This is a genomic window from Mycobacterium sp. (assembly GCF_044370595.1).
GTDB lineage: Bacteria > Actinomycetota > Actinomycetes > Mycobacteriales > Mycobacteriaceae > Mycobacterium.
The window spans coordinates 1-23,557 of the sequence record NZ_JBILVF010000005.1; the positions used below are offsets into that span (position 1 = coordinate 1).

The 23,557-nt window shown below is 66.2% G+C and carries 25 protein-coding genes; 8 read left to right on the top strand and 17 right to left on the bottom strand.

Annotated elements, in window-relative coordinates; genetic code table 11:
• From ADBZ5N_RS01355 to ADBZ5N_RS01370, 4 genes are all read right to left on the bottom strand, one after another.
• Window positions 1–886: phosphatase domain-containing protein (locus tag ADBZ5N_RS01355; RefSeq protein ID WP_526255692.1), on the bottom strand; the 886-nt coding region annotated here is incomplete at its 3' end.
• A 38-nt stretch (window positions 887–924) separates the two neighbouring features.
• Window positions 925–1,581 (bottom strand): LpqN/LpqT family lipoprotein, encoded by a 657-nt coding sequence (locus ADBZ5N_RS01360; RefSeq protein WP_526255693.1) that lies wholly within the window; start codon window positions 1,579–1,581, stop codon window positions 925–927.
• 135 nt (window positions 1,582–1,716) lie between these two features.
• Window positions 1,717–2,283 carry a hypothetical protein gene (locus ADBZ5N_RS01365; RefSeq protein WP_526255694.1) on the bottom strand — a complete coding sequence of 189 codons (567 nt, stop codon included), beginning with the start codon at window positions 2,281–2,283 and terminating at the stop codon, window positions 1,717–1,719.
• A gap of 34 nt (window positions 2,284–2,317) precedes the next feature.
• Complete coding sequence (locus tag ADBZ5N_RS01370; RefSeq protein ID WP_526255695.1) at window positions 2,318–3,580, bottom strand: cadherin-like domain-containing protein; 1,263 nt, start codon at window positions 3,578–3,580, stop codon at window positions 2,318–2,320.
• A gap of 712 nt (window positions 3,581–4,292) precedes the next feature.
• Here ADBZ5N_RS01370 and ADBZ5N_RS01375 point away from each other — a divergent pair.
• Genes ADBZ5N_RS01375 through ADBZ5N_RS01385 form a run of 3 tightly spaced genes read left to right on the top strand, consistent with a single transcriptional unit; the run spans window position 4,293 to window position 7,687 of the window.
• Window positions 4,293–5,189, top strand: coding sequence for a uridine phosphorylase (locus ADBZ5N_RS01375; protein WP_526255696.1), 897 nt, complete (start codon window positions 4,293–4,295; stop codon window positions 5,187–5,189).
• Window positions 5,190–5,225: 36 nt separating this feature from the next.
• Window positions 5,226–6,020: a deoxyribose-phosphate aldolase gene (gene deoC / locus ADBZ5N_RS01380; RefSeq protein ID WP_526255697.1), complete on the top strand. Its 795-nt coding sequence runs from the start codon at window positions 5,226–5,228 to the stop codon at window positions 6,018–6,020.
• On the top strand, window positions 6,020–7,687 hold the full coding sequence (locus tag ADBZ5N_RS01385; protein ID WP_526255698.1) for a phospho-sugar mutase: 1,668 nt from the start codon (window positions 6,020–6,022) through the stop codon (window positions 7,685–7,687). Before deoC ends, ADBZ5N_RS01385 begins: the two co-directional genes overlap by 1 nt.
• A gap of 4 nt (window positions 7,688–7,691) precedes the next feature.
• Here the strand turns inward: ADBZ5N_RS01385 and ADBZ5N_RS01390 are convergent, their stop codons facing one another.
• From ADBZ5N_RS01390 to ADBZ5N_RS01420, 7 genes are all read right to left on the bottom strand, one after another.
• On the bottom strand, window positions 7,692–7,832 hold the full coding sequence (locus tag ADBZ5N_RS01390; protein WP_526255699.1) for a hypothetical protein: 141 nt from the start codon (window positions 7,830–7,832) through the stop codon (window positions 7,692–7,694).
• Window positions 7,829–8,245 (bottom strand): cytidine deaminase, encoded by a 417-nt coding sequence (locus tag ADBZ5N_RS01395; protein WP_526255742.1) that lies wholly within the window; start codon window positions 8,243–8,245, stop codon window positions 7,829–7,831. The genes ADBZ5N_RS01390 and ADBZ5N_RS01395 overlap by 4 nt, the downstream gene beginning before the upstream one ends.
• Window positions 8,246–8,390: 145 nt before the next feature.
• Window positions 8,391–8,903, bottom strand: a complete 513-nt coding sequence (locus ADBZ5N_RS01400; protein WP_526255700.1) for an Rv2253 family sensor-like surface protein — start codon at window positions 8,901–8,903, stop codon at window positions 8,391–8,393.
• 4 nt (window positions 8,904–8,907) lie between these two features.
• The gene (locus ADBZ5N_RS01405) at window positions 8,908–9,180 is read right to left on the bottom strand and encodes a hypothetical protein (RefSeq protein WP_526255701.1); all 273 of its coding nucleotides are present in this window, start codon (window positions 9,178–9,180) and stop codon (window positions 8,908–8,910) included.
• A 97-nt stretch (window positions 9,181–9,277) separates the two neighbouring features.
• Window positions 9,278–9,466, bottom strand: coding sequence for a CDGSH iron-sulfur domain-containing protein (locus tag ADBZ5N_RS01410; protein ID WP_526255702.1), 189 nt, complete (start codon window positions 9,464–9,466; stop codon window positions 9,278–9,280).
• Window positions 9,467–9,506: 40 nt separating this feature from the next.
• Window positions 9,507–10,922: an NCS2 family permease gene (locus tag ADBZ5N_RS01415; protein ID WP_526255703.1), complete on the bottom strand. Its 1,416-nt coding sequence runs from the start codon at window positions 10,920–10,922 to the stop codon at window positions 9,507–9,509.
• A 66-nt stretch (window positions 10,923–10,988) separates the two neighbouring features.
• Window positions 10,989–11,822 (bottom strand): MIP/aquaporin family protein, encoded by an 834-nt coding sequence (locus tag ADBZ5N_RS01420; RefSeq protein WP_526255704.1) that lies wholly within the window; start codon window positions 11,820–11,822, stop codon window positions 10,989–10,991.
• 151 nt (window positions 11,823–11,973) lie between these two features.
• Between ADBZ5N_RS01420 and ADBZ5N_RS01425 the strand changes: the two genes are divergently transcribed.
• Together ADBZ5N_RS01425 and ADBZ5N_RS01430 are read left to right on the top strand one after the other, a co-directional pair.
• Window positions 11,974–12,750: a GmrSD restriction endonuclease domain-containing protein gene (locus ADBZ5N_RS01425; protein WP_526255705.1), complete on the top strand. Its 777-nt coding sequence runs from the start codon at window positions 11,974–11,976 to the stop codon at window positions 12,748–12,750.
• A gap of 22 nt (window positions 12,751–12,772) precedes the next feature.
• Entirely contained in the window at window positions 12,773–13,597 is an 825-nt protein-coding gene (locus ADBZ5N_RS01430) for an SDR family NAD(P)-dependent oxidoreductase (protein WP_526255706.1), read from the top strand.
• Here the strand turns inward: ADBZ5N_RS01430 and aceA are convergent.
• Both aceA and ADBZ5N_RS01440 read right to left on the bottom strand, forming a co-directional pair.
• On the bottom strand, window positions 13,594–15,879 hold the full coding sequence (gene aceA, locus ADBZ5N_RS01435; protein ID WP_526255707.1) for an isocitrate lyase ICL2: 2,286 nt from the start codon (window positions 15,877–15,879) through the stop codon (window positions 13,594–13,596). The two genes, ADBZ5N_RS01430 and aceA, sit on opposite strands and share 4 nt — an antisense overlap.
• A gap of 151 nt (window positions 15,880–16,030) precedes the next feature.
• Window positions 16,031–16,627, bottom strand: a complete 597-nt coding sequence (locus ADBZ5N_RS01440) for a peptidoglycan endopeptidase (RefSeq protein WP_526255708.1) — start codon at window positions 16,625–16,627, stop codon at window positions 16,031–16,033.
• A 312-nt stretch (window positions 16,628–16,939) separates the two neighbouring features.
• Between ADBZ5N_RS01440 and ADBZ5N_RS01445 the strand changes: the two genes are divergently transcribed.
• The 3 genes from ADBZ5N_RS01445 to ADBZ5N_RS01455 all read left to right on the top strand — a co-directional run bounded on the left by ADBZ5N_RS01445 (window position 16,940) and on the right by ADBZ5N_RS01455 (window position 19,449).
• Window positions 16,940–18,370 carry an aldehyde dehydrogenase family protein gene (locus ADBZ5N_RS01445; protein WP_526255709.1) on the top strand — a complete coding sequence of 477 codons (1,431 nt, stop codon included), beginning with the start codon at window positions 16,940–16,942 and terminating at the stop codon, window positions 18,368–18,370.
• Window positions 18,371–18,374: 4 nt separating this feature from the next.
• Window positions 18,375–18,806, top strand: a complete 432-nt coding sequence (gene dtd, locus ADBZ5N_RS01450; RefSeq protein ID WP_526255710.1) for a D-aminoacyl-tRNA deacylase — start codon at window positions 18,375–18,377, stop codon at window positions 18,804–18,806.
• Window positions 18,807–18,888: 82 nt separating this feature from the next.
• Window positions 18,889–19,449, top strand: a complete 561-nt coding sequence (locus ADBZ5N_RS01455) for a hypothetical protein (RefSeq protein ID WP_526255711.1) — start codon at window positions 18,889–18,891, stop codon at window positions 19,447–19,449.
• A 15-nt stretch (window positions 19,450–19,464) separates the two neighbouring features.
• Here the strand turns inward: ADBZ5N_RS01455 and ADBZ5N_RS01460 are convergent, their stop codons facing one another.
• The 4 genes from ADBZ5N_RS01460 to ADBZ5N_RS01475 all read right to left on the bottom strand — a co-directional run bounded on the left by ADBZ5N_RS01460 (window position 19,465) and on the right by ADBZ5N_RS01475 (window position 23,504).
• Window positions 19,465–20,538: a PDR/VanB family oxidoreductase gene (locus ADBZ5N_RS01460; RefSeq protein ID WP_526255712.1), complete on the bottom strand. Its 1,074-nt coding sequence runs from the start codon at window positions 20,536–20,538 to the stop codon at window positions 19,465–19,467.
• Window positions 20,539–21,438 carry a metal-dependent hydrolase gene (locus tag ADBZ5N_RS01465; protein ID WP_526255713.1) on the bottom strand — a complete coding sequence of 300 codons (900 nt, stop codon included), beginning with the start codon at window positions 21,436–21,438 and terminating at the stop codon, window positions 20,539–20,541.
• A 74-nt stretch (window positions 21,439–21,512) separates the two neighbouring features.
• Entirely contained in the window at window positions 21,513–21,938 is a 426-nt protein-coding gene (locus ADBZ5N_RS01470) for a hypothetical protein (RefSeq protein WP_526255714.1), read from the bottom strand.
• 84 nt (window positions 21,939–22,022) lie between these two features.
• Window positions 22,023–23,504 (bottom strand): cryptochrome/photolyase family protein, encoded by a 1,482-nt coding sequence (locus tag ADBZ5N_RS01475; RefSeq protein WP_526255715.1) that lies wholly within the window; start codon window positions 23,502–23,504, stop codon window positions 22,023–22,025.
• Window positions 23,505–23,557: the final 53 nt, after the last annotated feature.

Here is a 23,557-nt window from a genome sequence, read left to right on the forward strand (position 1 = left end):
CGAACGGCATGCTGGGGTAGGCCGCCAAGAGTCGGCGAATTGCCGTCCGTTTGTGTTCGGCGCCGCTGCGGCGCAGGTACCGCTCGGTGGGGCCCCAGTCGGTGAGAAACATCGGCCCCACCGGAAAGCCGCGGAGTTGGAGGAACTCCTGCAGGGTCGGGTAGAAGGCCCAACTGCCGGTCGACACGTAGAAAAACGTCGGCACCGGCTTGCGGTTGCCGGTGCGGGAGGCCACACCGCGGGCCAGCCCCCGGTAGAACGACGACATCCCCGGAATTGCGGCGCGCTCGCTGGCCTCACGGAGCACCGTGCGGGCGACCATGGCGACACCCTCGGTGAGGCCGGTGAGCAGGATCGTGTCATCGATGTCGGAGATCACCAGGAACGGGGCCCGCAGTGACGGTTTGACCACCCGGCCGCTGCCCGATGCGGACTGGCCGTCCTCGAGTGGAGTCGTCAGGGCCGCGTGCGCCTGGTGCCAGCCTGTCCGCAGACCCGGGACGGCGAGCGAAAATTTCGCGAACCCATGGCTGTCGGTGGTTTCCGTGGTGCGGTACTTGCCGATCCGCAACTCGACCTCGGCGCCGACGATCGCCAGCGCCGCGTGCCGCTGCAGGTTCGACTGGGCCACCTCCCAGTAGGGAATCCGGCTGTCGCCGGGCAGTTCCGGGGCTTCGATCACCCGGACCCGGACCTTGGCGACGTTATCGGCGACGAACCCGCGATAGACCACGACATGGACGCCCCGGAACGCACCGGATTTCATCTTCTTCTTGCGACGTCGTTGGGTGAGACCGCTCTCGAGGCCCGCGACGAAAGCCGCCGTCTCCGTGCTGCGGAGCTTGGAGTTCAGTTCCGAGGCGATCCGGCGGGGGAAGCTTGCCATATCGACCAGCATCCCAAAGACCGGCGGTGCTGGCCTGGTTATTGCGGCGTGATGGTGGTGAACTTGTCGATCGCGGTCCCCGCCTCAACCAGATCAACGATGGAGTCGTCACGACCATCGAGGTTGATCTGTAGAACGTACAGTCCGTTCTTGCCCGGGATCACCGTTGTCTTCTGCGCAATGAGGCGGCCGATACCATCTCGCACGTAGCTTCCGCCAAAGCGAACAGATTCAAACCCAGCGAGCTTCTCCCTCGTCGGTTCTGTGCTACTACCGAACTCGGCATTGAAATCGGGCAGGTTCTGGACCTCGTTAGGCGCCAGGTCAAGAATCTCGGCCGGATCGGTATCCATGGGCATCTTCGAATAGACGACGACGATCGTCGGTGGGTCCTCGCCGAACTCCGGATTGGTGTCGACCAGCGCCCCGTAGGCATACGCCGGCGTTGCCGGGCCGGCCGGCCGCCAGTTCGGTAGAACCGGCAGCTTCACGACCGGGGCGGTTGGGTCGCCGGGCTTCACCTGGACCGGGGTGAGGTTGTTCTGCTCGATGTAGTCAGTGATCGTCGGCAAACGGCCCTCGGTCCCGCTCGTCGGCGATTTGGGCTTCTCGGCGGCCTGGGACTGCGAGCCGGCTTCTTTGCCTGCGGTGTCCTGCTGGGAACATCCCACCGCGCCGCCGGACGCGGCGGTCACAGCCACGAACACTGCGGCGATCGGCAGCCACCGTTGGCCAGCTGACATGTTCGAGCTCCTTGGGGTCCGTCGCGCCGCCGCAAAAGCGGAGCCGACTTGTCATTATGCCGGACGGCGCCGGGACCCCGTAATCTGCTAGTCGCCTCGGATGCCCGGCGTGAAGCTCATCGGAGTGCGGGTGACGTTGATCCGCGGCCCCGGAGAATCGGTCTGTTCGCGAGGCGGCTCAGGTGATTGCGAGTTTGCCGGTGCCGGGTCGGTCGGCGCGGGTGCGGGCTCCGGACTGGGTTCGGTGACTGGCGAGGGTGCCGCAGACGAGGTGCGCGAGGACGCCGCCGACGACGTGCGCGGCGACGACGTGTTGGTAGCGACCGACTGGCTGACTCGGGTCGATGTGACCGGAGTTGACGACGTCCTGGTTTCCAGTCGGGGCTTGGCTGGGATCTCTCCGGAGAAATTGCTGGTCAGGAGCAGGGCCGTGGCGACCACCAAGGTGGCGGCAGCCAGTCCGATCAACAGCAGCAGTAATCGCGACGTGCGCTGTTCTCGGCTGGTCGGGACTGGGTGCACTGCCGCGCTGTCGAGGTGGTGCTCCCACTCGGGGTCGTCCCACTCCGGGTCGTAGCCGGGTTCGTCGTAGTCGGGGTCGTACGGCGCCCACCCCCGGCTGTCTTCCTCGTGGAGCGCCTCACGCTCGGTCATAGCCGCTGATGCTAACGCCGGGCGTGGGTGCGCGTCAGTCCAGCCGACGACGGATGAGGAATACACCGACGAACATCATCGCCGCCGTTCCGGGCCCCGGGTTCATCTCGTAGCCGATATCGCGCAGGATGCCCAACTCGACGGCGCTGAGTTTGCGGGGCCCCGGACCGCGGCTGATGACCGCGTTCATCAGCGTGTCTTTCGAACCGGTGAACACGTAATCGCTGAGGTGGGACACCGAACTGCCGGCCGCCCACGGGTTGGGGGTATGGAGCGGGACGCGCCCGTTGTTGGCGGCGCTCGCATTCGGCCCGCCGAAGTACAACCCTGCGTTGCCGCCGGTCAGGTTCGAGTTGTAGGCGTTTTTCCAAACGTAATCAAGGCCGATGACCGGGGATCCTGCGGAGTTCACCAGGAAACTGTCGAACACCGTCCAGGTCTGACCAGTATTGGCTCCGGCTGCTCTTACGTAGGACAGAAAACCCAACGTGTGCAGCAGTTCGTGCATGGCGATCGACTGGAAGTCGTACTGACCGCTCGTTACGGAATCCCCCAGACCCCAGGAGGGGCCGAAGTTCCAACGGATACTTCCGTCTGGAGCGGAGCCGTTGGCATCCACCCCGGTCTGAATCTTTCGTTGCGCGACCGTCTGCAGGAATCCCGTTCCGGTACCGGCGAAGTCGCTGCCCGCCTCGGCCAGGGTTGATGAAAACGGGGATAACTCCCCGGTGACGCGATAGGTGATCGTCACCGGCGAGGAGACGACGAAGTACGAAGTCAGTCGAGCAGCTGCCGATTCCAGAGCCCTGCGGGCCTCAGGTGACCAGTACTGGGATCCGGAGCCGTAGCTGAACTGGAAGCGCAGCACCGGTGTCACCGCGCCCCGGGCAACCGACACCGCTGCTGAGGTGCCGGCCGGACGGAACGGATTGAGCAGGTTGATGTGGAAGCCGCCGTCGGTGGCTGTCACGACGAAACTGTCGGTGCCGGTGAAGTCCGGACCGGGTGTGTAGGTGTAGTCGCCCGCCGGTGTCACCGACACCGTTCCGTACCGCGCATCGCTGCTGACTTTGTAGGACAGCGGATCGTCTTCGGGGTCAACCGCACCGATGGTTCCGGTGATCGGACCGTCGCCCTGACCGGTCAACTGCACCGGGTTGACGGTTGGTGCGTCGTTGAACAAGGTGCGGCGCACCAGCAGTGCGGCGCCTTCGAAGAAGGCTTGAAGTGGGCCGAGTAGACCCGCGAGAGAGTCGCTGAACGACGATGCCGCAGCAACCCCCGGGGTGCTGATCACCGCAAAGGCTCGAGGTGGCGCTGTGACGGGCTCGGGGGCAGGTTCGGGTGCTGTCTGGGGGTTGGCGGTCAGTTGCTCCGCAGCGGGCGGCGCACTCATCGACACGGCAGCGGCCGGTGCCGTTGGCTGCTGTGGGAGGGCGGGCGCAAGGGTATCCGGGTCGCGAGCAGGCTGTGCGGGTGTGACAGGCGGGCCGGCGTCGACTGCTGCGGACGCGCTCATGTCGATGCCACGTGCGGGCCGGTTGCTGCTGTCGCGATGCGCGGTTCCGCCGGACTCGTCGGGTGAGCTGTGAAGGGCTGATCGTGTACCGGTTGCCGGATCCGGCGAGGTGGTCCGATCGGCGCTGCTGCGAACCCGCGGCCTGGACGGGCGGGTGTTGCGTGGCTCCGGGCTGGTCTTGGCCTCGCCATCGGAGACCGAAGCGCCCTCGGTCGGCTGCGCCGTGTCGTTTGACTCCGCTGTCGCCACGGCGATCGCGTCGGGCAGCAGGCAGGGTGCGCCGAATGACAGCCCGAGTGCAACTACTGCCGCACTGAGTCTTCCGGTGAATTGCGTGGCCAACTGGCACCCCCTGCTCCTGCGGTCACGCAGGACGATCGGAAGGTGAATCTAGCTGCGATGCTCTGGATGCGTCAACGTCAAACCGCCGCCGCGGCCGCACCGTGATGCGTAGATTTCGTCGCGATCGACAAAAGCCGGGGAGGTCGCAATGAAGACCGACAACATCAACCACGCATTCCTCGACGGTGTCGTTGCCGGCAGCCACGAGGACGTCTACTACCACTTCGGCGTCGCGTCCTCGGATCCCCTGCTGGAGAAGTTACGAGGCGTCCAAGCCGTGGTCATGGCCGGATCCGGGGGGCGGATCAAGGAGTTCGCCGATGGCTGGAGTGCAACCACCGGATCGGAGATCGTCGCCTTCCCGAAAGAGGACCGATTCGTCACCCGCTACAGCGGCGGGGTCCTGTTCGCCTCACACGGTATGGGCATGCCCAGCGCGTCGATTGCCCTGCAGGAGTTGATGCGGCTGGTGTTCTTCCTCAAACGCGGTGATCTTGACGCCCTCGCCGAGGTGTTCTGGTGCCGAGTCGGGACCAGCGGCGGAGTCGGACTGCCCGGCGGCACAGTCGTGGTGTCCTCCGAGGGACTGATGGCCGACCTCAAGCCGTATCGGCTGCTGCGGGGCGGCGAAGGGGAGTACTGGTTCGACGGGCATTTCCCGGCGACTACCTGCCAGGCCATCATCGCCGCGAATCGGCATACCGATTTCGAGGTCGTCTCCGGAAAGACGGTGGCCGGCAACGAGTTCTTCCTTGAGCAGTTCCGTCTTGACGGCGCAGTGTGTTTCGAGACACAACAAAGCAAGATGGTGTGGCTGGGATGGCTCGACGAGAACGGTGTGCGCAACATCGAGATGGAGGGAGCGATGCTCGCCGGCTACCTCAACCATTGGGGTTTCCCGAAATTCGCGATGATCTGCTGCACGCTGCTCAACCGGCTGGAGGGTGATCAAGTCACCGCCACGCCCGAGCAATTGCACAAATTCAGCGAGGACTCCGGGATAGCACTGTTCAACTATCTCAAAGCCAGTTTGCTGCAACCCTGATCGAAAGAAGTCGACGGAAATCGAGGGAATTGCGACATGAACAACTACATCGCGGACTATTCCGGCCTGTTCAACCGGGCCAACGAGGCCGTGACTGCGGGCCTCGGCCCGGCCCCGGACGGGGTTGACATCCCGGACGCGCTTCGCGCATCCGAGACCCTCGCCGGTCGGATCGACCACACGCTGCTCAAGGCCGATGCGACGTTGAGCGCCATCGAAGCGCTCTGCGACGAGGCCAAACACCATGGCTTCGCCTCGGTGTGCGTCAACACCCGCTGGGTTCCGACCGCCGCTGCACGTCTCGCAGGCTCCGGTGTGATGGTCTGCACCGTGGTCGGCTTCCCCCTGGGCGCGATGACCAGGCTCGCCAAGGCCGAAGAGGTCCGCATCACAGTGGCCGAAGGAGCCGATGAGATCGACATGGTCCTCGACATCGGAGGCCTGCTTTCCGGTGATCTGGCCGCGGTCTACGACGACATTCTCTCAGTGGTGGGGGCCGCTCGCCCGGCGCCGGTCAAGGTGATTCTGGAGACCAGCATGCTCAATGACGATCAGAAGGCCATCGCCTGTCTGATCGCGCGGCGTTCCGGTGCTGCATATGTCAAGACCTCCACCGGTTTCGGCGGTGGTGGCGCGAACGCGCACGACATCGCTCTGATGCGCGCCATGGTCGGAGATACGTTGGGGGTCAAGGCCTCCGGCGCGGTCCGCACCAGGCAGGACGCCCACGCAATGCTCAAGGCAGGTGCCGACCGGATCGGCGCGTCGTCGTCGGTCGCGATCGTAGCCGGCACTGCCGATAACTCAGACGCAACGGCAGGCGACTACTGATGGCTCCGGACTCGCTGGTCGCCACCGCCCGGGCTTGGCTGGCCGAGGATCCAGACCCGGATACCGCCGCTGAACTGGCGGCACTGCTCGCCCGAGCAGAAGCCGGGCAGCAGGATGCGGCGGCCGAACTTGCCGATGCCTTCGACGGAACCCTGCAGTTCGGCACTGCCGGACTCCGCGGCCGATTGGGTCCAGGCAGCAACCGGATGAACCGAGTCGTGGTGGCCCGCGCGGCCGCCGGGTTGGCGGCCTATCTGCTCGGCACCGGCGGCACACCGGCTGACTCCCTCAAGGTGGTGATCGGTTACGACGCCCGGCGCAATTCCGATGTGTTCGCCCGCGACACCGCCCGGATCATGGCTGGTGCGGGCCTGACCTCGATGGTGCTGCCGAATGCGCTACCCACGCCGGTGCTCGCCTTTGCGATCCGGCAACTCGGTTGCGCGGCAGGTGTGATGGTCACTGCGTCGCACAACCCCCCGGACGACAACGGCTACAAGGTGTACCTCGGCGACGGCAGCCAGATCGTCCCGCCTGCGGACGCCGAGATTGCGGCCTGCATCGGAGCGGTCGGTCCGATGGCTTCAATCGCCCAGTCCGATGACTACCAGACTCTTGACGGCGCGGTCGTGGACTCCTACGTGGCTAGGGCAGTGTCACTGCTCGGCGACGGTCCGCGGGAGGTATCCGCGGTGTACACCGCGATGCACGGTGTCGGTGGTGAGGTTTTCATGCGTGCGGTCAGCGACGCCGGTTTTGGTGCGCCGACAGCGGTGGCCGCCCAGTTCGCCCCCGACGGCCTTTTCCCGACGGTGAACTTCCCGAACCCGGAAGAGCCCGGCGCGATGGACCTTTCGCTGGCAGACGCCCGGTCGCAGAATGCGGATTTGATCATCGCCAACGATCCCGACGCCGACCGGTGCGCGGCCGGCATCCGCTGCGGCACGGACTACCGGATGCTTACCGGCGACGAGGTCGGTGCACTGTTGGGTTGGTGGATCGCTGAACGCGGACGCCGGGACGGCACGCCGGTCAGTGGGGTGTATGCACAGTCGATCGTGTCCGGGACGTTACTGGAACGCATCGCCGGCGACGCCGGACTCGGTTATGCCACCACGTTGACCGGGTTCAAATGGATCTCCAAGGTGCCCGGGTTGCGGTTCGGCTATGAGGAGGCGCTGGGCTACTGCTGCGACCCCGACTCGGTCAAGGACAAGGACGGGATCACTGCCTCGCTGCTGATTCTGGAGATGGTGGCGGCACTGAAGGCGCAGGGTCGCGGGCCGCAGGATGTTCTGGACGACTTGGCCCGCAAGCACGGCCTCTACGCGACCAGCCAACTGTCGGTGCGAGTTTCGGACCTCTCACTGATCTCCGACGCCATGGCACGCCTGCGGGCCGATCCCCCGCAGAACTTGGGTGACCGCGAGGTGGTACGTATGGACGACTTGGAGAAGGGCGTGGACGGGTTGCCGCCGACCGACGGGTTGCGCTTCACGCTCTCCGACGCTCGGGTGATCATCCGCCCCAGCGGCACCGAAGCTAAGCTGAAATGCTATCTGCAGGTGGTTGTTCCAGTCAGCGGCGTGGTCACGGTGGCGCGCGCCACCGCCGAGTCAGAACTGGGCTCGCTGCGAGCCAGTGTGGCCGAGGTACTCGCCCTGTAACGCCTCAGACCTGGGCGGTTTGGGTGACATCGATGTGGTCGGGTGTGGGCCGACGGCCGATCACAGCCCACGCGAAGATCGCCCCGGCCGACGCCACCGCGGCGAGCACCAGCATTGTGGTGATCCCGCCCGCGCCGGCCGTCACGGATGGCCATCCTGTCGCTGAGAGTCGCGCCTTTCCACCAGGTCCCACGGGCCGAACGCCTGCGGCAGGATCTGTGCCATGCGCTGGACGCCCTGCGGTGTCATCACCAGCAGGTCCGGGCCGCCGTGTTCGTAGAGTAACTGGCGGCAGCGCCCGCATGGCATCAGCGGGTCACCGTTGCCGTCAACGCAGTACACCGCCGTCAAACGGCCACCGCCGGTGGCGTACAGCGCGGACACCATCGAGCATTCCGCGCACAGGGTGATGCCGTAGGAGGCGTTCTCGACGTTGGCGCCCGACACCACCCGGCCGTCGTCGGCGTAACCGGCGACCCCGACCGGGAAGTTGGAGTAGGGGGAGTAGGAGTTCGCGGTGGCCGCGACCGCCGCTTCGTGCAAGGTCTCCCAGTCCACGTGCGCGCCGCCCACACCTGCCTCTCACGACAGCTATCGCAGCCTCGCGCTGCCGACCACGTCAACGTAACACCGTAAGCGCCGCGCACTGGTGAAATCACGCTCCGGCGCTAAACACGCAACGGCAGCAATCGATCGGCTCGCCTCATGCGATCGAGTCCTGCTTGACCGGCGTCACGGTGAGCGGGATGTAGACCGTGCCCGCGCAGACGCCGCCGCCGATGTTGGTGGCGAAGGTCCCGGTGAGCGACCCGTCGGCCTGGGGTGTGTAGGTGGTCACCGAACTGGCCGGGTCGAAGGTGATGGTGCCATCGGGAAGGAGGCAGTCCCAGCGCCAGCTGTTGGTCCGCGACCACTGCGAACCGGTCCAGTCGAACGTCAACGACTGCGCCACATTGTCTTTGGGTGTGGGGCCCTGCTGCACCGACGCCACGCAGGAACCGGTCGTGCAGTCGGTGCTGAACAGGTAGGCCGCGGTGTAGGGCTCTTCAGGTTGGTTGGCCGCCGCGCTGGTTCCCGATTTCCGGTCGGTGTGGAACGTGATCCGGTACCAGCCATCCCAGTTCGGGGCCGGTTCGGCGCTGGCTGTTCGGGCGCCGGCCACACCGGCAGCCACCGCGGCTGGGACGAGGAGAACCCGGAAAACTCTGCCGCTCAAAGTTTTAGCGAACGCAGACGCCGTTGACGATCTCGTTGCAGACCGCACCCGGCGGCTTCGGGTTAACGCTCGGGGAGAAGGAGTTCCCGTCGCCGGGGCTGAGCGCCTTCTCGGTGGGTGAGACAGCCGGAGCCGACGTCCCCGTCGTCGCGGTGGTCGGTGCGCTCGTCGAGGCGGGAGCGTCCTTCTCGGTGGTGGGGCTGCACGCGGTCATCGTGCTGATGCTCAGCGCAGTGGCGCAGGTGCCGATAAACACCGTCAATCGTCGTGAAGTCATTACTGCATCCCGTCTGTCGGTTTCACCTGGCCCCAGGCCCGCCGAACCCGGCAGCCCACTGCAACGCATCGTAACGCCGTCGGCGCAGCGTGCGCCGTCAGGGAGCGGTGAAGCCCTCACGCTTGTGCGAACCGTCGCAGAACGGCTTCTTCTCGGAGTAGCCGCAGCGGCACAGGTAGCACTTCGCGGTCTGTTTCACCAGCGAGCCGTCCGCTGCCAGGATCTCGACCTCGCCGGTGATCTCGAGAGGGCCGTCGGTCAGGGAGGTGATGGTGACATCGCTCATGGGCCGCATTCTGCCGTACCCGGGTGTGCATCGTGTTGGGTTACTGCACGCCGGCCAGGCCCTGCACCCCCGAGCGGGAGAAATACAGTAGGAATCCTGCGGCGACCACCCACAGCAGGGGGCTGATCTCGCGGGCCTTGCCGGCCGCCGATCGCAACACCACCCAACTGATGAAGCCCACGCCGATCCCGTTGGCGATCGAGTAGCTCATCGGCATGACGGTCACGGTGAGAACGACGGGCAGCGCGATGGAGAAATCCGCGATGTCGATGTGGCGCAGGTGGGAGAACATCATCGCCCCGACGATCACCAGCGCGGCGGCGGCGACCTCGGTGGGCACGATCGAGGCCAGCGGGGCGATGAACATCGCGGCGAGGAACAGTGCTCCGGTGATCAGGTTGGCCAGGCCGGTTCGGGCGCCCTCCTCGATACCGGCTCCGGACTCGATGAACACGGTGTTCGACGACGCCGATGCCGCCCCGCCGAGCACCGCGCCGCCGCCCTCCACGATCAGGGCGGCGGGGAGCCGGGGAAAGTTGCCGCCTGCGTCGGCCAGTCCGGCCTCCCGGGACAGCCCGGTCAGCGTCCCGAGTGCGTCGAAGAAGTTGGTGAACACCAGGGTGAACACCAGCATCATCGCGGCGATCGTCCCGATGCGGCTGAAACTGTTCAGGCTGAACTCTCCGACAAGCGACAGATCCGGCAGCGCGAACGGGGAACCGGTCAACACCGGAACCGACAGCCGCCAGCCGCCGGGGTTGTCGACCGCAGAGCCGAGATGCCAGATCGCCTCGACAAGGATCGCGATCACCGTTCCGGCCACCAAGCCGATCAGGATTCCGCCGCGCACTCGCCGGGCCACCAGGATCCCGGTCAGCAGCAGGGTCACCACGAACACCAGGGCAGGGATCGTGGTGATCGACCCGGCACCGCCGCTGCCGAGTCCGACCGGTGGCGACGGCTGTCCGGTGGAGCCGACGAATCCGGCGTCGACCAGGCCGATGAAGAGAATGAACAGCCCGATGCCGGCGGTGATCGCGAGCTTGAGTTGCATCGGGACCGCCTCAAACACCAACCGCCGCAGCCCCGTTACCGCCAGCGCCACGATCACCAGGCCGTTGATCACCACCAGGCCCATGGCCTCCGGCCAGGTGCATATGCCGACGACCGAGCTGGCGAGGAAGGAGTTGATGCCCAGACCGGCTGCGAACGCGAAGGGCAGCCGCGCGATGACGCCGAACAGGATCGTCATCACCCCGGCGGTCAGCGCTGTCACCGCCGACACCTGGGCGAACTGCAGCCGGTTGCCTGCGACGTCTTCCGGTCCGGCCAGGATGATCGGGTTGAGCACGATGATGTAGGCCATCGCGATGAACGTGACCATGCCGCCGCGGATTTCGGCGCCGACGGTCGACCCACGGGTGGTGATCTCAAAGAAACGGTCGAGCCGACTCACGGGGTGAACCCTATGGCCTGCCGAGTCGGTCCGACCGCAAAAGCCCGTCCATCCGAATGGATCCGGCTAGCGCAGCGGGGTGGGTTCCACCACGCCGATCTCGGCGGGATTGGCGACCGCCGCCGGCAGGAACCTCTCGATGCAGAACACGAACAGCGCGCCGCCGATAAGCCCGCCAATCAGCGGGGCGACGATCGGAAGCCAAAAGTACAGTTCGGGTCCGTTGGCGGAATACCAGGCGTCGCTGTACCCGGTGATCCAGGAAGCCAGCCGCGGACCGAAGTCGCGGGCCGGGTTGATCGCGTACCCGGCGTTGGCGCCCCAGCCCAATCCGATGGCGACCACCAGCAGGCCGATGACCAGCGGCCCGGTGTTGGCTAGCGGCGGGTTGTTGACTGCGCTGGTCAGGGCGAAGATGACGGCCACCAGGATCGCGGTCCCGATGACCTGGTCGAAGAACGCGGTGAAAACAGTCACCCCGGCGTCCGGCGAGGTGGAAAAGATGCCCTGGGTCGCCTTGGTGTGTTGCGGGTCGACCTTGGCAATGAGGTCGCTGTAGGTGAATCGGACCAGCAGTGCCCCGACGAAAGCGCCCGCCACTTGGGCCCCGATGTAGGGAGCGATCTTGCGTGCGGGGAAGCCCTTGAATGTCGCCAGTGCGACAGTCACGGCTGGATTGAGATGCGCGCCACTGAGTCGCCCGGCGACGTAGACGGCCATGGCCACGCCCAGACCCCAGCCCCACGCGATGGAGTTGTAGTCCCCGGTGGCGCCGGGTGCCGTCGTGAGCGGTGTTCCGCCGGTGACCACCTGGGCGACCACACCGCACCCGAACAGGATCAGCACCATGGTGCCGAAGAACTCCGCGGAGCACTCGCCGAGTAACGGAGTTCGTGTCATTGCGGTGCCTCCCTAGGGCCGTGCCATTCTGTCTAGACCCGCGCGCTGGCTTCCGCGTGAGTGCTGCACCGCAAGGTAGCAACGACATCTGCGCTCAGGTGTGGCTTTGGGCAAGGTCAGGCCCAGCCAGCAAGAGTGCTACAACCGTCTGGTGGTTTCAGCTAGGAGCGTCATACCGGTCAAGCGGAGGTGGCGCCGACTCAGACTCGCCGCCCTGCTGGCTCTGCTGATCGGTGCCGTCGCCGGGGTGCTGATGTGGCAGCACCGATCGGCGCAGAGCGTGTCCGGCCCCTCACCGACCTGGCGGGCCGACGAACCGGCCGGCCCGCAGACCGCTGCGGGTGCCTCGCTGCCACCATCGCGCTACGACGTCGCACGACGGCAACTCAAGGATCTGCCGGTGCGCGGCTGGGACCGCACCTCGGACTTCCAGCGCTCTCAGTTCGGCAAGGCTTGGAGCGATGATGTCAATGTCGAGTTCGGCCACAACGGCTGCAACACCCGCGACGACATCCTGCGCCGCGATCTCAAAGAGCTCGTCGTTCGGCCCTTCACCTGTTTTGCCCAGAGCGGCGCCCTGGTAGACCCCTACACCGCAACGGTCATCGCGTTCGTGCGCGGCCCGCAGACCTCCAACAGCGTGGAGATCGACCACGTCGTCGCACTGGCAGACGCCTGGTACAAAGGTGCCCGTGCCTGGGATCCGCAACGCCGGCTGGACTTCGCCAACGACCCGCGCAATCTGCTCGCCGTCAGCCCGGAAGCCAACTTCAGCAAAGCCTTTCGGGATGCGGCGTCCTGGCTGCCGCCCAACGAGGCGTTCCGCTGCGATTTCGTGGCGCGCCAGATCGAGGTCAAGAGCGTCTACGGGCTGTGGTTGTCGGCCAAGGAGAAGAAGGCGATGACCGATGTCATGGCCGGCTGCTAGTAGAGGTTTGAGAGGAGCACCCATGACTCCACCGGTTGCGGTGGTCACCGGCGCCAGTCGCGGTGCGGGCCTTGGCATCGCCGAAGCGCTCGGTGCGGCAGGCTGGCGGGTGTACCTCACCGGACGCACCGTCGGGACAGCTGCGGCCCGGACCGTCAGCACTGCCGGCGGTGAGGGTATCGCCGTGCAGGTTGACCACCGGGACGATGCCGCTGTCAAACGGCTCTTCGAGCAGGTGCGTGCTGAGAACGGCCAGTTGCAACTCCTGGTCAACAACGCCGCAGCCATCAGCGACCGGCTCACCGACCCGGCGCCCTTCTGGGACAAGCCTATTGATTTGGCCGATGTGCTCGACGTCGGCCTGCGGTCGGCCTACGTGGCGTCCTGGTACGCCGCACCACTACTGCTGTGCGGCGAGCGCGGACTGATCGCGTTCACCTCCTCGCCGGGCTCCGTCTGCTACATGCACGGGCCGGCTTATGGCGCACAGAAGGCGGGGGTAGACAAGATGGCCGCCGATATGGCGGTCGATTTCGGCGGTACGGCGGTGTGCACCGTGTCCATCTGGATGGGAATCCTGCTCACCGAACGGGTGCGTTCGACGTTCGACGGTAAACCGGAGGCGCTGCGGGCCTTCGCTGAGCACGCCGAAACACCGCAGTTCACCGGGCGGTTGCTTGACGCCCTCTACCGCGACCCCGATCTGCCCGCACTCTCCGGCCACACTGTGATCGGTGCGGAACTGGCTGCCCGTTACGGAATCACCGATGAGGCGGGCCGACGTCCGCCATCCCACCGCGACGCGCTCGGCGCGCCACGGGAACCCAGCAGTGTGATCGTCCGCTAGTCCTCTTTGCGGATGAGTTTCTGCAGAGCGGCGCGGTCCGGCGCGAGCAGTTCGGCGATCCGGGGATGGTTGATGTCGGCGACGATGATCTCACCAACGTCCTTGTTGACGTTGCTGAAAATCCCGTGCGCCTGCATCTTCTCGGTCTGGTACTTGTTGTCCTCGGTCGGCGTCACGTAGTAGACCGCGTCTGCTCTAAACCTGTGCACCAGCCACAAATGAACGAGTGTCATCAGCCGTTTCTGGCGCAGCTTCGCCGAGTAGGTGTTCTGGTCGCGCACAGTCAGGATGCTGCGGCCCTGCCTGTCGGTGATCGGATCGAACACCACATCAGCCAGCTTCTCGTCGTCGTTGTCCCCGAAGATGCTGAGCTCAAGCAGATTTGAGCCGGCGCGGCGCGGCCGAAGCTGCACCCGAAGCCGCTCGCCGAGTTTGTAGTGTTCGCTCCACAGCGCCAGCCAGTCCTCCAGAAGCTTCTTGGGCACTTCGGTCTGCACCAGATGCTGAACCTGTGTGGAACCCTTGCCCATCGACTTTGTCGTGGCCGTCCGGCCGGAGGAGGCGGCCAGGGCGGCATCGCTGCGCGGACCGCCGACCAGTGTCTGCGGGGTCCGGTAGGGCGACTCGATCAGCCGCATCTTGCGTTGCAGACGGGCCAGGGCGAGCATGCCGTCCTGACGGAGCGCGGTGGCAAACTCCTCGGCTGCCACACCGTCGATTTGATGGCCGCCGTAGGTCATGAAGTTGAAAACAAACCCCATCTTGCCGAGTTCCTCGGGGAAGGCCCGCATCTCCTCATCGCTCATGCCGGTGGTGTCCCAGTTGAACGACGGGGAGAGGTTGTAGGCGAGCATCTTGTCCGGGTAGACCGCATGGACGGCCTCGGCGAACTCTCGGGCGTCGGCGAGGTCGGCGGTCTTGGTCTCCATCCACAGAAGATCGGCAAACGGCGCCGCAGCAAGGGATTTGGCGATCGCATACGGGATTCCGCCGCGCACTTGGTAGTAGCCCTCGGGCGTACGGGCCAACTCGCAGTCCCAGGGGGGGTCCACACCGAGCTCGGCGGCCTTCTTGCGGGCGGTGTGCAGCGAGGCGGTCCGGGAGAACTCGATCCAGTCGGCCGGCTTCATCGCCAGCGCCTCAGCCTCGGCGTCCTTGAACCGAAGTACCTCCGCGACCGCGTTGCCGTAGGTGTCCAGAGCGGCGTCGGCCTGCCAGGCGTCGACGAACTGTGATTCGACCTGGTCGAAAAGTGCATCCAGTGAGCCCGTACGGGCCGCGGTCCAGGTTGCCGCGGCCTGGTCGATCAGCGTGGCGATGCCCTTACTCTCCAGCCAGGTGTCCGCCACGGCGTATTCGTCTTCGGGCAGCGCGTACAGCAGGTGCCCGTTGATCTCGGTCACGCCCTTGGCGTGGAACCGGCGCATCATCGCCAGGAAGCACGACTTATACGGCGGGACAGAGAGGTTGGTGACTCCGAGTAGGAACGGCTGGTCTCGCTCGTCGGCCCGGCCGTCGATGAGGTTGGCCGCTTCGGCATCGGTGCGGGCCACGATGATGCCGGGCACGCCCATAATGTCCAACTGGAAGCGAGCGGTGTTGAGCCGCTTGATCTGCTCATCGGACGGCACCAGGACCTTGCCGCCCTGGTGGCCGCACTTCTTGGTGCCCGGCCGCTGATCCTCGATGTGATATCCGGTGACACCGGCCTCGACGAATCGGCGGATCAGGTTGCGCACGTGAGGATCTCCACCGTGCCCGGTGTCGGCGTCGGCGATGATGAAGGGCCGGTAGTCGACGGGCGGGGTGGCGGCCCGCTGCTCCTCGGTCATCTGCAGGCGCAGGAACTGCTGGTTGCGGTCGGCGGTCAACAGGGCCCGGACCAGACCCGCCGCCTCGTCGGGCACCTGACTCAGCGGGTAGCTGGCCAGGTCCGGACCGGGATCCTCGGTGACCGAGCCCTTCGCCGAGGTGGCCCACCCGCCGAGATAGATACCTTCGATGCCGCAGCGCTTCATGGTCACGGCCTGGCCGGGGGAGTAGGGCCCGAAGGTGGTGATGGATTTCCGCTGGCCGAACAGTTCCCGCAGCCTCGCGAAGAACGCCACCGAGGTTTCCCGCGCCACGGTGTAGTCGACCGGGATGGTGCCGCGTTGTTCGACCACCTGGCGCGCGGTGTACAGCCGGGTGATGCCCGTGAAGCGCAGACTCTCGAGATATCGCTGGGCGTCCGCCACCTCCTGCTCGACCTGGGTGGGGGTGTCCGCATCGACAATCGTCATGGCCGCTCCTATCGAGCCTGGTTCGCCAGGGGGTCTACGTACCCATCTAACTCCCCCCGGACCCGATATTCCCGGGCGGGGCGTCAGCCCCGGTGCTGCGCCGCGCCACCCGCCGGCTGTGCGGCAGCACAGCCGGCGGGTAAGGGATCCGCTAGGAGCCCGGCGGAGCGGCGGGAAGGTTTGCCGGTGGCGCAGTGTTCGGCGCTCCAGGCGGGGGCGGGGCGACGTCGAGAGCTATGGGCGGTGTCTGGCCGGCCATGTCGATCACCGGTGCCTGCGGTGCTGCCTGTGGTGCTGCGGGCGGTGCCTGCGGTGCTGCGGCCGGCGCTATGACCGGTGGGGCCGGCTCGGGTGCCTCGGTGTTCATCCGCTCGGCCTGCACCGGCAGGTACATGTGATTGGTGAACTGCGGCTGATAGGCGCCGCCGCCACCGATGCGTACCCCGGAACCGCTCTCACCGCTGGAAACCGGCGTGCCGTCGGGCAGTGTGACGGCGGCATGGCCGCCGTTCCAACCGATCACGACCGAGTTGGGGGCGGTGCCGTAGTGGAATCCGCGCGCCAGTAGTGCCGATTCCATGTTTCCGGTGTTGAAGCGGCTGCCGAATGCCGGCCGGCCTGAGGCGACATTGGCTACCCACGACGCCAGTCCGGAACAATCCGTCCCTGCCGGCGTATCGCCACCGGGTATGTAGGGGGTACCTGACACTTGCGAAAGAAGCGACATCAAGGCCGCGACAGCAAACATGTCGAATACGCTAACAACAGATCGATGATTCGGCCAAAGTCTGTGGCGTGCCTCACGATTGAGCCTCGATGCCCTGATGAGTCCGCAAAAGTCTTTGTTTTGCAGTGTAATTCGAATTGAAAGACACTCTCGATGCAGCAAATTGTCCTGCCAGCAGTGGGTTTAACCGTTCCGTGTCGCGACTGTGACGTCGGCTGATGTTGAGGAATCGTCAGCCGTGGCCTGCGCAATTCCTGTGGCGACGTGGCCGCCCTCACACTTCCAATGCGGTGTAACGATACGCACGCACGCCACGAGGAGCAGGATGGATACATGCGCGAATACCTGAAGTTTTACATCGACGGGCAGTGGGTTGATCCTGTCGAATTGCGGACGATCGAGGTGGAGAACCCGGCCACCGAACAGGTCTGCGGCCGGATCGCCATCGGCGCATCGGCAGACGTGGATAAGGCAGTGGCGGCGGCCCGGGTGGCCTTCGGCCGCTGGTCGCAGAGCAGCCGCGAGGAGCGCCTTGACCTGCTGGGGGCTGTGCTCGCCGAGTATCAGCGGCGTTCGGCAGATCTGGCGGCGGCGGTCACCGAGGAAATGGGTGCCCCGCCCGCCCTGGCCGCGGGTCCGCAAGTGCAGATGGGCGTTGGGCATCTGGTGACCACCATCGACGTGCTGAAGAGCTTCGCCTTCGAACAGCGTCTCGGCAATACGCTGGTCGTCAAGGAGTCGATCGGCGTCTGCGCAATGATCACACCGTGGAACTGGCCGCTGAACCAGATCGCCTGCAAAGTGTTTCCGGCCCTGGCGGCGGGGTGCACCATGGTCCTTAAACCTTCCGAAGTTGCTCCGTTCTCGGGGCAGATATTCACCGAGATCATGCACGATGCAGGGGTTCCCGCCGGGGTCTACAACATGGTGCACGGTGACGGCCCCGGTGTCGGTACGGCGCTGTCCAGCCATCCGGGTGTCGACATGGTGTCGTTCACCGGATCCACCCGGGCCGGTGTGGAGGTTGCCCGCAACGCCGCAGCGACGGTCAAACGGGTGGCCCAGGAACTGGGCGGAAAGAGCCCGAACATCGTGCTCGATGACGACTCCTTCACCGGCAGTGTCGCTGGCGGGGTGGCCTCGATGATGCTCAACAGCGGCCAGAGTTGCAACGCGCCGTCGCGGATGCTGGTGCCGCGCACCCGGATGGTGGAGGCGGTCAACGTCGCCCGGGCGGCGGCGGCCCAAGTCAAGGTGGGCGACCTCGCCGATCCGACCGCGATAGGTCCGGTGGCTTCGGCTGCCCAGTTCGACAAAGTCCAGCGCCTCATCCGGGTCGGCCTCGATGAGTGTGCCGACCTGGTGGCCGGCGGTCCGGGCCGGCCGGACGGTCTCGACGTGGGCTACTACGTGCGGCCTACCGTGTTCGCCAACGTCGCCAACGACATGACCATCGCCCGCGAGGAGATCTTCGGGCCGGTGCTGTGCATCCTCGGCTACGACGACCTGGATCAGGCCATCGAGATCGGCAACGACACCGACTACGGGTTGTACGGCTATGTCTCGGGCGCCGACGCCGATCAGGCACGTGCCGTGGCGCGGCGGATTCGGGCCGGGTCCGTCTCGATCAACCACGCGATCGACATCACCGCACCATTCGGCGGCTACAAGCACAGCGGGAACGGCCGCGAATGGGGCGAATTCGGCTTCCACGACTACCTGGAGATCAAGGGAATCGTCGGCTACGGCTCGCGCCCCCGCTGATCGAATGCGGGTCCTGGTGCAGCGCGTCACCGCAGCCTTGGTGGCGGTGGACGGTGAAGTGGTAGGCGAAATCAACCCGGACGGCCAGGGGCTGCTCGCACTGGTCGGCGTAGCCCACGGCGACGACGCTGACATCGCCCAGCGGATGGCCGAAAAGCTCTGGCATTTGAAGATTCTCGACGATGAGCGCTCCGCGTGTGACGTCGGTGCGCCGATCCTGGTGGTCAGCCAGTTCACTCTGTACGCGAACACGCTCAAGGGTCGCCGGCCGTCGTGGAACGCCGCCGCGCCTGCCGCGGTGGCACAACCGGTGGTGGAGGCCTTCGCCGCTGCGCTTGAATCGCTGGGTGCCAAGGTTCAGTCCGGCCGGTTCGGCGCCCACATGCGGATCGCTCTGGTCAACGACGGACCTGTCACGGTGATGCTGGAGTTGTGAAGTGTCTGCGGGCGTGATTTGTTACCGTTCCGCGCTCCGGCGGCGACCACGGATAACGGCTGACATGAGACAGTGAAGTCCTATGCACACCCACACCTTCGTCACCTACGAGGAATTCGGCCGCCGATTCTTCGAGGAGGCCGTCACAGAGGACCGGGTTGCTGCGGCGTTTTCCGAGATCGCCGGCGGTGACATCACCATGGGCCCGATGTCGCAGGGGCCGGCCGGGTTGGCGAAGGTCACCGCGCGGGTCAAGATCCAGGAACCCCACGTGCGCCGCACCCTCGGGGAGACCATCACCTTCGCGGTGCGCATCCCGCTACTCATCGAACTGATCGTGGACCTGCGCCTGGACAAGCAGCGGTTCATGGTCGACGGCGACATCGCCCTGCGGGCTACCGCAAGGGCCGCCGAACCGTTGATGATCGTGATCGACGTCGCCAAACCGCGGCCGTCGGACATTGCCGTGCACGTGACGTCGAAATCGCTGCGCGGCGAGATCGTCCGGTTGATCGGCGGCGTGGACGGCGAGATCCGCAAATTCGTCGCCGCCTACGTCGCCGAAGAGATCGACAGCCCGGCATCCCAACAGGCGAAGATCATCGACGTCGCCACCCAGGTCGCCTCCGCCTGGGACGCTTGAGCGGGGCCCGAACGGCTAAAGGTCCAACGTCAACTGCGCACCGGACGGCGCGCGGGAGACGCAGGGGAGCATCATGCCGGCATCCCGTTCCGGCCCGGTGAGCAGCGTATCCCTATGCTCCACAGCACCGTTGAGCACGCGACTGCGGCAGGTGCCGCAAAATCCCTGTTGGCAGGAGTAGGGCGGATTGACGCCCGCTCGTTGCAGCGCGGTCAGCAGTGTTTCGTCGGCGGCCACCCTCACGGTGGCGCCGGTGGATGCCACCGTCACTTCGAACGGCTTGCCGTCGACCACCGGCGCTGCGGCGAAGCGTTCGAAGTGCAACTCGACGTTGTCCCGGCCGACGAGCCGCTGCCGCACCAGGGTCAGCATCTCAGCGGGTCCGCACGCGTAAACCGTTGTGCCGTCAGGGCATTCACCCAGCAAATCGTTTGCGCTCGGTACGCCTTGCGTATCGTCGGTCCGGATCTCAACGCGGTGGCCGAAGGAGCGCACCTCGTCGAGGAATGGGATGCTGTCCGCGCTCCGGCCGACGTAGACCATCGACCAGTTCACGCCGAGTTGCTCCGCCATCCGCAGCATCGGCAGGATCGGCGTGATTCCGATCCCGCCGGCGATGAAGCGCATTCGCCGGGTGGGCGATCCGTAGCCGGGAACGCTGAGTGGGAAGGCATTTCGCGGACCGCTGGTGGTGACTGTTGAGCCCACCGGGAGTCGGTCGTGCACCTCGATCGAACCACCGCCGCCACCGGGGATGCGGCGCACGGCGATGCGGTACTCGGTCCGCCTCCCGGGATCACCGCACAGCGAGTACTGCCGAACCCGCCCGCTGGGTAGGTGGATGTCGAGGTGAGCCCCCGGGTGCCACGGCGGCAGTGGGGCGTCGCCGGCGGCCGCCAGAGTCACTGCGACGACGTTCTCGTCATGAGCTACGACGACGCGATCGGTCACTGCGAGGGTCAGGGTGCGGTCACGGGTGGGCGGCGGGACCGGCTGACGCGACCCGGTGACTGCCCACAGGGCTGCCAGCACCGTGTCCGCCAGGCCCAGCAGCGGGGTCGGCGCCGAACGCAGACGCCGCAGAATCATCTAGACGTGGGCGGCGCGTGCCGCAGGTGACGTGGCCAGATAAGCGACGGCTTGGGCGGTGGACCCGACGTCCAGTGGTGAGTAGTCACGACGGAAGTAAGACAACGTGGAGGTGCCGAACAGGGTGCGGTACGTCGGTAGCAATCCCAGCTTGGAGTCGCCGGCCCGCAGTCGCTGCATGTGCAGCCAGGTGATGTCCAACGTGGGATCGGTGCGGCACAGGTACCACAGCCCGCGTTCGAAAAATGAGCCCATCACCGACATGGCCAGTGTCATGGCTCGGATCCTGGCCAGGTAGCTGTCGTGAAAATAGCCGGCGACGTCGTGCGCGACGCAGCGGTGCTCAACTTCCTCGCTGCCGTGCCAGCGGAACAGGTCGACCATGGTCGAGTCGGCACCGAAGTCGTCCCACGCGCAGTTCAGCGCGAAGTCGCCCAGTACGGCGGTGTAGTGCTCGATGCCGGCGATGAGCCACAGCCGTTCGCAGAGGTGGTTGAAGCGGCGCTTGGGATCGGCCGAGGTGCTCGGCGCCAGTACCTTGCCGATGATGTAATCCACCTGTTTGAGGATCGGCTTCGGGTTGACCCCGCGGGCTTCCATGACCTGGTGCAGCATCCGCTCGTGGGTGTCGGCATGGACCGCCTCCTGGCCGATGAAACCGCGCATATCGTCGGCGAGTTCGGCGTCGTTAACCAGGGGAAGCGCCTCGTTGTAGGTAGCGACGAACCAGCGTTCGGCCGCCGGCAGCACGACGTTGAGCAGGCTGACCATATGTGATGCCACCGGGTGCCCCGGAATCCAGTGCAACGGGACCTCGGAGGCGTCGAACTCCACGTTGCGGGCCTGGATCGCAACCGGCCCAGGGTCGATTTCCTTGCGGAAACGGCGCGGTCGCAGCATGTTGCACCTCTCGACGAGACGATCGGGTGAGTCTAATCGCGGCATGGCCCCCGATCAGGCAACTCCGGTCCGAATCAGCCGACCGGAGTCGGAATGACTGTCACCACGCCCGGCGCGCCAGGCGTCGGCCGGGCCGTGGCCTCGGTGCTCGGGGCGGCGCCCGGGGTGCTCGGGGCGGCGGTGGCCGCCGGTCGCTGGGGTTGCGCCTCGGCCGAGCAGTCCAGGTTCAGTTGCATCTTTCTGGTGGTGCCGAGCACCTTCTGGCTGGCCACCACGCATTGGGCCTGCGGAACGTCGCTGCCCACCGATCCGCCGAATACGCTGGCAACGCCCTGCGCGCGCAGGATCGCCACGGCCTTGGCGTACGGTTCGCCGACCACGTTCAGCGTGGTGTTGGTATCCCCCGGGGCGGCGTGACCCGCGCCGGCACTCAGAGCCAGCAGCACACCCGCCCCGCCGGCCGCGACCACGCCGCCCGCAGCGACGATGAGTTTTCGCACGTCACACCTTTCCTGTCCGAACATAACGCAGGCCGGACCGAAGATCCTTCTGGGAGTGTGATCGCGATCCGGGCCGTCGACGTTTCAGAAGCTCTGCCGGTGGTGCTCCTGCTCGAGTACGGCGTCGAGATCGCCCAGGCGCTTCATCGACGACACCGCGCGTGCCGTGCGCATGTTGGCGGCTAGCAGATCGGCGTGCCGGTGGGTGAAGGCCCAATAGCCCGCGGTGAAGGGGCAGGCGTCTTCTCCGAGGCGCTTCTTGGGGTCGAACCGGCAGTTCCGGCAGTGATCGCTCATCTTGTTGATGTAGGCCCCGCCGGAGGTGTACGGCTTGGTGGCCACCTGACCGCCGTCGGCGTGCTGGCTCATCCCGATCACGTTGGTGGGCATCACCCAGGCGAAACCGTCGACGAACGACGAGGCGAACCAGTCAGACAGTGCGCGCGGGTGGTACCCGCGCTGCAGGGCGTGGCTGCCCAGAACCATCAGCCGCTGGATGTGGTGCGCCCACCCGCGGTCACGAACCCCGGCGAGGGCCTGGCGCAGACATTCGGCGTCGACGGCGTCGGCGTCGAGGTCGGTCCACCACCCCGGCAGCGGCGTGTGGGCGCCCAGGCTGTTGCGGTCCAGATAGTCCGGCCCGAAATGCCAGTACAGCTGCCACATGTATTCGCGCCAGCCGAGGATCTGGCGGATGAAGCCCTCGGCCGCAGCCAGTGGCGCGCCGCCGTCGTGATAGACCCGTTCGGCGGCGTGCACCGCGTCAAGGGGATGCAGCACCCCGAGGTTGAGCGGCACCGACAGCAGCGAGTGCGCCATCGCCCAGTCGGCGCCGAGCATGGCGTCCTCGTAGCGGCCGAAGCTCGGCAGCCGCTCGACGAACCGGCCCAGGGCGGCGTCGGCTTCGGCCGGGGTGACCGCGAACAGTCGCGGTCCGTCGGCGCCCACGGTGTCCAGGGCCATGGCGTCGAGGTCGCGCCGGACCTCGGCGTCGATGTCGTCCTCGTCCGGCAGATAGGGCGGCGGGACGTCCAGAAGGCTGCGGCCCTTGGGCGGCGGTTCCCGGTTCTCGGCGTCGAGGTTCCAGCGACCCCCGACCGGCTGATCGCCGTCCATCAGGATCCCGAACCGGCGTCGCTGTTCGCGGTAGAAGTCCTCCATCCGGAAGCGGGTCCGATTGCCCGCCCAACGCTGGAACTCGTTGCGGGACAGCACGAAGGTGGGGGTGGGCAGGATGTCGGCGACGAGTCCCTCCCGGCATAGCTGGCGCACGAAGATTTCAGCACTGTGCGAGGTCGGCTCGCACACCAGAACCGGACGGCCGTAGCTGTGCAGCGCCTCGCGGTACGTCTCGGCCCGGATCAGGGTGGCGCGGTCGCCCAGGTCGGCCTTCGCGTGCCGCAGGGCAGATAGCGTCAGATGCAGTTTCTGGCGGTGAAACCGCTTGCGCCGCAACGCCGATTGCGCCTCAACTAGCAGGATCGGCCGGGTGGAGTGCTCGTCGCCGTACACCCGCGGACCCAACTGATCGCCGAAAAGCCAGAGCGGAACGTCATCGGCCGTCACCACGGCGATTCTAGGGTCCCGGCCGTTGGCCGGTGGGTTAATATCTGGCGACC